Origin of the sequence: Kordiimonas lipolytica, from assembly GCF_042651265.1 — a bacterium.
In the GTDB taxonomy this organism is placed as follows: Bacteria; Pseudomonadota; Alphaproteobacteria; order Sphingomonadales; family Kordiimonadaceae; genus Kordiimonas; species Kordiimonas lipolytica.
The window spans coordinates 28,682-38,325 of the sequence record NZ_JBHSCR010000010.1 but is presented as its reverse complement, the minus strand read 5'-3'; the positions used below and the strand labels follow the sequence as shown (position 1 = coordinate 38,325).

Genomic DNA, 9,644 nt, shown 5'->3' with positions numbered 1-9,644 from the left:
GGCCTCCCATGGACAAAATCACTCCCTGCACCTTGTGGCAGATCATGAACTCATACGGAACGTGGGGGAAAATCACCGCTTACGGATCGCCTATGAGCGATCATGACTTACCAACCGAGCGTGACCTTTTAAGATTACCACTTTCTTATAGGTCAAAAGACAACATCGACTTGCCGATATGCTCCAAACTGTCGCTCCTGGCTTGTTCCAAACATGCAGCTAATAGTGTAGCTTCATTGGTAACGCACAACACCAGATCGCGAGCTAAGACCAGATGGGCTATTGTACGTATCATCATAGAAATGCGCCCCGAGGAAGCCCTGATTGCTCTCTCTGCACAATGTGGGTCATTTACGCTATCTGCTGTATAATTCTGGGTATTATTGGCTTGTTTTTTAGTCTCTGGTTGTCTGCCGTCGCAGTGATTGGATACGTACATGCTGCCACGGGTTACGATAGGATCAGCTCCCAGAAACCTAGTACAACGGACAAAAGAACGTCTATAAGGCTGGCTGCAGCCAAAAAGAAGTTGCACGACCCGTCAGCTCTATATCTGACGGCACCGTTACATTATACGGGGCGGGATTTATCAATACAGTCGCATTCGAATGATAGGCGCTCATACAAGGTATCGTTAAAAAATATGACCTGCAGCTGTCCTGACTTCCGGAAAAGCAGAGCTTCATTCCCTAAACGAGATCCACGACGAGCCTGTAAGCATATCGTTGAGGGATTGGATCAATGCGGACTCTTGGACAAAGAGGGCCACCTAACCCGTGCGCTTCTAGGGAACAAGAACCCTGAACTTGGTTTGGCGACTCTTTCTGCCGGATATCAGGTGATCTTAACCCACAACGATAGAGGTTGGACTGATATCTATTCGCCAACCAGAAGATGTAAAGAGCTTGCTGAAAATCCAACCGGGCCCTATGAATGGTTTGGATTTTCCTCTGGTTGGCAAGACCAAAGGCCGCCTAACGCCAGGGAGGTAAGGCAAGTAATTGCAGCGTTTTTGGATGGCAAAGAAGACAGATGATTCTTGGAAAACGCCATAAAGCATACAATCATATGGCATTGAAAAACTAAATTTGAGAACAGGGTCAAACTGGACCTCTTAAATCGCCTGCAGTTTTCTAGTTAGTAATTACACCATTAATCGTTTAGCATTCTACCCTAGGGTAGAATTACTTCGGGGACTTTCCAATGAGGGATTGTGTTTCTTGGCGTGCATTTGGTGTGTCGTTAACTCTGATATTTGCGTCAGCTCAAGTGAATGCCGCCTCTCGCAGTTGTACTGCTGCTGAAAAACAAGCTGCAAACGATCAGCTGAGAGCTATGGAGGCTGACGCAACCCTTCAGTCGCAGATTGCTACCAGGCACGCACCGTTTGGCGTGCAGGTGGACACTGTCTCAGCCAACAACGAAAATGTGCTGTTCCAGAACGGATATACTCTTAACCAAAATATCACGACGGATTTGACTAAAGCGAAGGAAGCCTTGTGGTCATACAACCCTATTGTTGTTGGGATCAGGAATGGTCAACTCACAATCGTGCCTCAGGAAGTAGTTGATCAAGAAGTAGCTGTTTACATGATTGCAAGTGCCCTCGCATCATATGTACATTTGGGTGAGGCTTCTTTTAACAGTTTTGACAAAATCAAAGTTGACTCACATTTATTTGAATTTGGGGCACCATTTGGTGAGTGGTGTAAAGCTCGGGGGCACCTGCAAAGTTTTGACTTTCTTGTCCAAATAGGTCTGACAGCGCGCCAGAGATAATGAGTGGGATGATGTGGGGCCAACAAGGTAAAACTGAAGGTGAAAGTTGACATCTCGTCCTTTGCTGTAGTGGAAACGGCAGCAAAGGCCCGACCTTTTCCCATACGTCGACTTAGCGAGCATTAAGGAAAGCTATGATAGCTCCGGCTGGGAACTATCCACCGGACGGTCAAATTTTAGCAAGAGTTGTAGGTAATTATATGAACAAGCAGCCATCGTGGATTGAGCGCCAGAAAGCTAAGGCTAATCTTAGAGCACAAATGACTTTTGGCGATGCTCTGAAAAAAGACCTACAGGAGATGGGTCTCTCTGGTCTGCTGTTCAGAATTGCTATCGCGGGATTTATGATTCTTGGTTTTGTCTTCTGGCTCCAAAATGTAACTGCTTCTGAATACTCCACACCACAAAGCACCGACTTAATGCCATCTAACCAAGTAACTCCGAAACCTGCCGACAAGGACACAACTGCAACTGCCTTGGAAAGCCAAACACAGTCTTCAAAGAAAGCGGAGCCCGGTGAAGATGTTTCCCGGCAGGACCTGGCTGCTGAGGTAGATCTGATTGTGGTCGCGGGTTCGTCTTATGAAGAGATAGGTGGTGACCCCAATCTGTTGCCACCTGCTGGAAACCGTGAAGAGGGTGATATGGGGAATAAAACCAACTCTCAAGAAACACTGGTGACAGAAGGTAAAACAGCTGACTCTTTGTCAGTGCCGTCTGACGTAGTGTTATCAGAATTGCTTAAAAGAAGTCAGGCTTATTATCAGCCCCGCGAAGCTAACTCTAACCAAGGCAGCTATAGCGAAGACGCTAGTCGGCACGACGGTGGTATCTTACGACAAGCGACAGGCCACCAATGGGTTCAATCAACATATGCGAACAAGTTGGCCACTGCTTCAGATATAGTGTTTGCGGTGAATAAGACCAGAAACCAGTTGCTTGCTGAACAGGTAGTAATTTGTATGGATGAAGCCCTAGATGAGCCCATGGTGCGCGACCAAAGCATTGCCAGCCTGTCCTCAATGTGCCTGCTTTTATTGGAGTGAACTGAAATTTAGTCACCTATTAATCCGTAATATTAGGACGCAGCAAGGTTTTTATCGTTGAGAAAAAGGCAGACTAAATAAGGGTCGAATAAGTTCAGATTAGGTATGAACTATTGCATCACCGAGTTGATGGGTGCGTTTGCGCCACCATACCGAGAAACACGAGGGTCATTTGCCCCCAAACCTTGGTGCCAGCATACGCGCCATCCCCCGTCAGCAGAAAACCATATGCGGCATAGGCCACAATCAGGAAAAGCGAGAGAGAGACAGATATCTTCACGCGCTTTCCAATCAGCGGCTTCATTGCCCGCATCTGCACCTTTTCACGGTCAGACAAACCTAGTTCCATAATCTTCAACTTCCCTGTTCAGCCATACGAGTTGATCAGGAGCACATGATGCTGGGCACCATATGCTCCTGACCTAGGGGGGTTGGGGGGAGGGTAGGTCCGCCTAGTAGTTGTAGGTGAAGGTCAGCCCGTAAGTCCGCGGCATGCCATACTGGGCAAAGGCGATCCGACCACCACGCTGTGTAAACACGTGCGTCCGGTATTCCTCATTGCCGATGTTCTGACCCCAGAGGGATACTTCATAGTTACCCTCTACAGACTTCCAGACCAGACGGGCATCCCAAAGGCTGTAGCCAGGAATGGTCGCCAGATCGTTCATGTCCGGGTCGTAGTAGCTCAGGCTCTGGTGACGCCACTCAACAGTTGCCGACAGCGTGCCGTTGTCGGCCATATCGTGTGTGTAGTTCAGATAGGCGTTGGCACTGTTCTTTGGAGCCTGACGCAGCCGGTTACCGTCAAATACTGCATCCGGATCTGCCGCGGATGGCGTGCCCTGGAACTTGGAGTAAGTCGCGTCCAGATATGCATAGGAACCGCCGAACTCAAGACTTTGCGTAATCAGCGCAGTCCACTCGACTTCAAGGCCTTTGATATCCGCTTCACCGGCGTTTTCGGTGATAAATTCACCAAAGTCACCGCCCAGAGGCTGGAAGAAACGGGTAACCTGAAGGTCTTTATAGTCAGTATAGAAAGCCGTTACGTTCAGGCGCAGGCGACGATCCAGCAGGTCCGATTTGAAACCAACTTCAAAGTTGGTCGCTTCTTCTGGACCGAATGGCGTGGCTGCAACTGCAGCCGTAGAGGCACTACCTGTGAAACCGCCACTTTTGAAGCCCGTGGACACGTTAGCATATGCCAGCACGTTGTCGTTGATGCGGTAATCCAGCGCGACCCTCCAGGAGAAGTCCTTCCAGGAATCTTCAAAGGCAACTTCATCAAATGCCTTCAACAGAAGGCCAATACCTGGGTCCAGAACGGCTTCAGCTGTACCTTCCTTCTTGTCGTAGGAATAGCGCATGCCAACTGTCAGGCCCAAGTCTTCGTTCACATTATAAGTGCCCTGACCGTATAGCGCCCAGCTCTTACCTTTGTGAGTTTGATAGGAGGTTTCCACATCCTGACCAGCAGGGCCGCCAAGGGTGGTGAACTCGAAGGTCTCGGACCGGTTGATCTCTTCTTTACTGAAGAAGGCACCAACCAGCCAGTCAAACGTCTCGCCACCAGGAGATGTCAGGCGGAATTCCTGCATCCACTGTTCGGATGTTTCAAGCGCTGAGTCATTGATGTCGAACGTAAAGCCTTCGCTTGCCGAATCCGTCAGCGGAATACCCGGGTTACCGGAACTGCCCGTCAGGTCGATCAGGCCAGGATATGGTGGCAGGCCTTCAGAGTCCTCAAGCCAGTCGAAATCACTTTCGCGGTAGGCCGTAAGGGACATGAAGCTTGCCCATTCCATGTCATAGTCAAGCTGCAGGTGCGTACCAAACACATCACGTTCGGTATAGCCTTCCGTTTCCGCCAGGGTGTCCCAAGGGCTGGTGTTACCACCAAGCGCTTCGTTCACCGCCACAGGATCGGATGCACAGCCACAGTTATGGAGCGGGCCAGCCGACCCAACAGGTTCACGGTTGGTTGCGCCCATGCTGTCGTCGGCACCATCAAAGGAAAGCAGCGCTTCGAAATTGTCGCTCAGCACTCAACGGAACTGGCTGCGCCATGCGAACGTATTCTGCTCACCCCATTTTTCGCCGAAGTTCTCGCCCGGCAACACATTTTCAATGTAGCCGTCGCGCTTGCGACGGGAAAAGGCGAACTTGCCGAAGAATGTGTCGCTGATAGGACCAGAGATCATGCCGCCCGTATCGAACGTGTCATAGTTGCCAACAGTTTGGCGGACACGGATTTTGGTTTCATCGCTTGGCTTGGACGTCACAAAGTTGATCGAGCCACCGATGGAGTTTTTGCCGTACAGGGTCCCTTGCGGACCACGCAGCACTTCCACGCGCTCCAGGTCGAAAATATCGAATACCTGGGCGGTACGTGCAGCGATATAGACACCATCGATCGATACAACGGTTGAGTCAGAAGCAGAAGCACCATCTTCCTTGGTACCAATACCGCGAATGGCGATTTCCGGCTGACCCGGGCTAAAGGCCGCGAAGACCATACCCGGTGTCCGGTTGCCGACATCCTGGAGCGACGCGATATTCGCTTCACGCAGTTTGTCGCCCGCAATAGCCGTGATAGCCAGCGGTACATCCTGCATGCTCTCAGAACGTTTCTGAGCCGTTACAGTGATTTCTTCGAGCATGAACCCGCCGGAATCTTCATCCTGTGCCAGGGCATAATTCGTAGGTAGCGCAGCCAGTAAGGCCGACGCCGAAGCAGTAAGCATAAGTTGTTTCATGTCACTTCCCATTTACATTACCGGCGGCAACTCTTCAGTTGCCAATTCACGTTCTCAGCCATCTCTTCCTTGCAGCTTCAAACGCGATACTCCCTTCAATCCGGTAGTGAGCGTTTCCCCTTCCAAACTATCCAACGTCCCAACCAGCTTCTGTCCCCTTATTGGATGACAGGGGCTGTGCCATCCGAGGCCGATTGGTGAAACACGATCATTGACTGACCGTTCGTTCTATATAATTAAAAAACCTCCTCATATCTGCATTCTAACTTCAGGACCCAATCCTGTCTTGCGGGCCTTATCAGGCGTCAAAATCTAGGATCAAATTGTCAGATACTGGATAACTCTGACACGTAAGAATGAATCCTTTTTTAACATCATCCTCTTCAAGGCCATAATTTAGCACCATTTCCGCCTTGCCCTTCACAACCTTGGCGCGACAAGTACAGCAAACACCACCTTTGCACGAATATGGTACATCAATACCGCCATCGGCGATTTCATCGAGCAACGGCTTGTCCGTTTGCTGTACCTGAAGATTGAAGCTTTCGCCGTCTCGGATTACGGTCAGATTGACTTGGCCGGTCTTGGCATTCTTGGCCCGGGGCGCGGCATTCTTCGCGGCAGCGTCCGTGACACCGAAATGCTCATGGTGGATACGGGAAGGCTCAACACCTTCTTCTACAAGCGCAGCCGTTACCTCTTCGATCATGGTGCCCGGGCCACAGACATAGGCCTCGTCAATCGCGTCAACAGGCACAATGCGCCCAAGAAGGTCTTTCACCTTTTTGCCGTCCAGGCGACCATTGAACAGCTCGATGTCATTTTCTTCCTGACTGAGGAAGTGATAGACGCTGAGCCTGCCCATAAACTGGTTCTTAAGATCGGTAAGTCGGTTGCGGAAAATGATGGACCGGCCATTCCGGTTGCCGAAGAACAGGACAAACCGGCTCTCTGGCTCTGCCTCAAGCGTCGTCTTGATGATGGAATAGATCGGCGTGATACCACTGCCTGCCGCAAACGCCACATATGTGCGCTCTGCAGACGGCTCAAGTTCCGTGCGGAACGTCCCTACTGGCGGAAAGACATCAAGGGTATCACCCACTTTCAGATCGTTATTGATGAAGGTCGAAAAGATGCCGCCTTCCACCTTGCGAACTGCAATATCCAGCCGCCCGTCTTGCACGCTGGACGCAATGGAATAGCTGCGGCGAATATCCTGGTCGTCAAACTTCTTGCGCAGGCCAACATGCTGGCCCTGCAAATAGTTGTATGTATCCGCCAGTTCCTCCGGAACCGCAAAACTCACACACACCGTGTCCTGTGTTTCCTGGGCGATACTCTGAACCGTCAACGGGTGATAATGCTTCATCTACTGATCCCTGACTTAGATACACTTGAAATATTCGAAAGGTTCAAGGCATGCATTGCACTTGAAAAGGGCTTTGCAGGCTGTGGAGCCGAACTCGCTCACAAGCGCCGTATCCTCTGAACCACACTGGGGGCAGGCAATGGTCATGCCTGCACCGCGCGTCCCACATGGGGAAGGTGGCGCGATGCCATATTCCTTCAGCTTGCGCCGACCCTCTTCGGACATCCAGTCCGACGTCCATGGGGGAGACAAGACCGTTGCCGTTTCCACCGTGTAGCCAGCATCCTGAAGCGCAAGCTCGATCGCGGCGGTAATCAGGCTGGTGGCCGGGCACCCGGAATAGGTCGGCGTCACTTCCAGCTTCACAGCTGCATCACCGGCAATCTCCACGCTGCGCACAAGCCCCAGGTCCACAACCGAAAGCACAGGCACCTCCGGGTCCGGCACGCCTTCAAGCACTTGCCAAACGTGCTGTTCGGTTCCAAAGGCGGCATCTTGTTGGGGGCTTGCGGTCATCATGGTCACCAGGACAGGCCGGGATAGGCGCGCTGCAGGAACTGCATTTCTGCAAGCAGGTGCCCCAAATGTTCTGTGTGGTGCCCCGCGATGCGTCCTTTCGTGGGCGCAGCTTTCCGGGCAGACGGGCTGATATCAGCTTCCTGCAACAGGTCTGCAACTGCCGCGTTCCAGCCCGCCTCAATCCCGGATGGCCGCGGCACGGTACCCGCTTCATAAAGCGGCGTCTCTGCGGGTACATCCTTGAACATCTCAAAAGTGAAAGACCAGAGATTTTCAAGACCGTCCTGGATACGGCGATTACCTTCGTCCGTGCCCAAAGCCAGGCGACGGAACCAGTCGGCTGAAAAGCGGAGGTGATATTCAAGCTCGCGCACGGTTTTCGCCGCGATTGCCGCCAGCTCCTTGTCGTCTGAACCAACCAGCAGTTCCGAGCGCTTCAGGTGGAACATCATGAAAAGATAGTGGCGAACAATTGTCTGCCCGAAGTCACCGTTGGGCTGCTCCACCAGCAGGTGGTTACGGAAATGATGACCGTCTCTGAGGAAAGCGAGATCGTCGGCCGATTTGCCCTCGCCCTGAAGTTTGGCGGCATATTCATAATAGAGCTGCGCCTGACCGATCAGGTCCAGGGCAAGGTTGGAGCATGCAATATCAAGCTCCATGGCCGGTGCGTGACCAAGCCACTCAGAAACACGCTGCCCCAGGATCAGGCTGTCATCAGCCACACCCAGCACATACTCCAAAAGGGCAGCCTTTGTGTCATTTGCTTTCTGCGTCATCTGTCCACCCCTTAAATATTCGGGACATCTTTGGGGATGTCATAGAAGGTTGGATGGCGATAAATCTTGCTCTCTGCTGGCTCGAAAAGCGCGGCAGCTTCACCTGGGTCAGAGGCTGTCACATCCTTGGACCGCACAACCCAGATGCTGGTTCCTTCGCCCCGGCGGGTATAAAGGTCCCGCGCGTTGTCTATGGCCATTTGCGCGTCTGCCGCATGGATACTGCCGGCGTGTTTGTGCGAGGTGCCGTTCTTGGAACGGATAAACACTTCAAAAAGATCCCACTGGTTACTCATCTCACTCTCCCGGCTTATGCTACTGCGGCTTTTTGGTTCTGTTTGGCGGCATAGGCTTCCGCGGCTTCGCGAACCCAAGCGCCATCTTCATAGGCGTTGACACGGTCTCGGATACGGTCGCGGGCACAGATGCCTTCGCCGCGCACCACCGCCCAGAATTCATCCCAATCGATCTCGCCGTAATCATAGTGGCCGCGTTCTTCGTTCCACTTCAGGTCGGGATCGGGAACAGTCAGACCCAGCGCCTCGGCTTGCGGTATGGTCGCGTCAATGAAACGCTGGCGCAGCTCGTCATTAGTGAAACGCTTGATCTTCCAGGCCATGGACTGTGCCGTGTGGGTCGATTCCGCATCTGGCGGCCCGAACATCATCAAGGACGGCCACCACCAGCGATTCAGCGCGTCCTGCGCCATTTCTTTCTGCGCTTCAGAGCCCTTCGCCATGGCCATCATCAGCTCATAGCCCTGGCGCTGATGGAAGCTTTCTTCCTTACATACCCGAACCATCGCCCGCGCGTATGGACCATAGCTTGTCCGGCACAGCGGAATCTGGTTGGTAATGGCCGCGCCATCCACCAGCCAGCCGATGGCGCCAATGTCGGCCCAGTTCAGCGACGGATAGTTGAAGATCGTGGAATATTTGGCCTTGCCTTCGTGCAGTTCCTGCACCAGATCATCGCGCGCAACGCCTAATGTCTCTGCAGCGCTATAAAGATAAAGGCCGTGGCCGGCTTCATCCTGGATCTTGGCGATCAGGATAAGCTTACGGCGCAGCGATGGCGCGCGGGTTACCCAGTTTCCTTCCGGCAGCATGCCGACAATCTCGGAATGCGCATGCTGCGCAATCTGACGGATCAGAGTCTTCCTGTAGGCCTCTGGCATATAATCTTTTGGCTCGATGAACTGATCATCGTCAATGCGCTCCTGAAAGGCAGCGTCATCCTCAGTCACAGTAGCCAGCTGCTCCTGCTGGTCCTTCTGCTTCTGCTCTTTGGTCCGTAGGTCGGTTGTGTACATTTGACTGCCTCTTTGCTTTCGCTTTGTTCCAGCGGCACCTTAGAAGTTCGGTCAGGTGCTCAATCAGCGCGACATTTTCTTCAT

10 protein-coding genes are annotated in these 9,644 nt (G+C 52.3%); 2 read left to right on the top strand and 8 right to left on the bottom strand.

The window, feature by feature from the left end:
- Positions 1–1,203 precede the first annotated feature (1,203 nt).
- Positions 1,204–1,779 carry a hypothetical protein gene (locus ACFO5Q_RS11730; RefSeq protein ID WP_068151435.1) on the top strand — a complete coding sequence of 192 codons (576 nt, stop codon included), beginning with the start codon at positions 1,204–1,206 and terminating at the stop codon, positions 1,777–1,779.
- A 200-nt stretch (positions 1,780–1,979) separates the two neighbouring features.
- Positions 1,980–2,825 (top strand): hypothetical protein, encoded by an 846-nt coding sequence (locus ACFO5Q_RS11725; RefSeq protein WP_156432044.1) that lies wholly within the window; start codon positions 1,980–1,982, stop codon positions 2,823–2,825.
- Positions 2,826–2,943: 118 nt separating this feature from the next.
- On the opposite strand, the gene ACFO5Q_RS11720 is transcribed toward ACFO5Q_RS11725, so the two are convergent.
- The 8 genes from ACFO5Q_RS11720 to paaA form a co-directional block, all read right to left on the bottom strand.
- A complete protein-coding gene (locus ACFO5Q_RS11720; RefSeq protein WP_068151440.1) occupies positions 2,944–3,174 on the bottom strand; it encodes a hypothetical protein in 231 nt (76 codons plus the stop codon).
- Positions 3,175–3,277: 103 nt separating this feature from the next.
- Positions 3,278–4,870, bottom strand: coding sequence for a TonB-dependent receptor (locus ACFO5Q_RS11715; protein WP_068151443.1), 1,593 nt, complete (start codon positions 4,868–4,870; stop codon positions 3,278–3,280).
- Entirely contained in the window at positions 4,871–5,581 is a 711-nt protein-coding gene (locus ACFO5Q_RS11710; protein WP_068151446.1) for a TonB-dependent receptor, read from the bottom strand. It lies immediately after the preceding gene.
- Positions 5,582–5,879: 298 nt separating this feature from the next.
- The gene (paaE, locus tag ACFO5Q_RS11705; protein ID WP_068151450.1) at positions 5,880–6,950 is read right to left on the bottom strand and encodes a 1,2-phenylacetyl-CoA epoxidase subunit PaaE; all 1,071 of its coding nucleotides are present in this window, start codon (positions 6,948–6,950) and stop codon (positions 5,880–5,882) included.
- Positions 6,951–6,965: 15 nt separating this feature from the next.
- Complete coding sequence (gene paaD, locus ACFO5Q_RS11700; RefSeq protein ID WP_380084364.1) at positions 6,966–7,469, bottom strand: 1,2-phenylacetyl-CoA epoxidase subunit PaaD; 504 nt, start codon at positions 7,467–7,469, stop codon at positions 6,966–6,968.
- A gap of 2 nt (positions 7,470–7,471) precedes the next feature.
- A complete protein-coding gene (gene paaC / locus ACFO5Q_RS11695; protein WP_068151452.1) occupies positions 7,472–8,248 on the bottom strand; it encodes a 1,2-phenylacetyl-CoA epoxidase subunit PaaC in 777 nt (258 codons plus the stop codon).
- An 11-nt stretch (positions 8,249–8,259) separates the two neighbouring features.
- Positions 8,260–8,544, bottom strand: coding sequence for a 1,2-phenylacetyl-CoA epoxidase subunit PaaB (gene paaB, locus ACFO5Q_RS11690; protein ID WP_068151455.1), 285 nt, complete (start codon positions 8,542–8,544; stop codon positions 8,260–8,262).
- A gap of 14 nt (positions 8,545–8,558) precedes the next feature.
- A complete protein-coding gene (gene paaA / locus ACFO5Q_RS11685) occupies positions 8,559–9,560 on the bottom strand; it encodes a 1,2-phenylacetyl-CoA epoxidase subunit PaaA (protein WP_068151458.1) in 1,002 nt (333 codons plus the stop codon).
- Positions 9,561–9,644: the final 84 nt, after the last annotated feature.